We start from the raw sequence: 311 nt of genomic DNA on the forward strand, positions 1-311 counted from the left end.
GCTTAATGGCACTCAGGCCGCCGCGCAGGCCGCTGATGTCGATGGCCTGCTGCACCGGCGGCGCGATGCCGTAGCCCTTCAGCGCGGCCTTGCCGGATTCGCTCATCCAGTCGGTGGTCCAGGCGGGCGACAACCGGGTCACGATGCGCAGCTTCTCGATGCCGCGTGCGTGCAGGGCCTCGTTCACGGCGTCGGCAATGACCTGCATCGCCGGGCAGCCCGAATAGGTCGGCGTAATCGTCACCACGGACTCGTCATCCTCGAAGGCGACGCCGCGCACGATGCCCAGGTCCACCACCGAGATCACCGGG

At 68.2% G+C, this 311-nt stretch carries 1 protein-coding gene; it reads right to left on the reverse strand.

The window, feature by feature from the left end:
• Positions 1–311, reverse strand: a 311-nt coding sequence (gene paaD, locus KVT32_RS29520) for a 1,2-phenylacetyl-CoA epoxidase subunit PaaD (RefSeq protein WP_217619363.1), incomplete at both ends; no start/stop codon positions are given.

This window comes from Achromobacter sp. GbtcB20, from assembly GCF_019091095.1.
Classification (GTDB): Bacteria; Pseudomonadota; Gammaproteobacteria; order Burkholderiales; family Burkholderiaceae_B; genus Achromobacter; species Achromobacter mucicolens.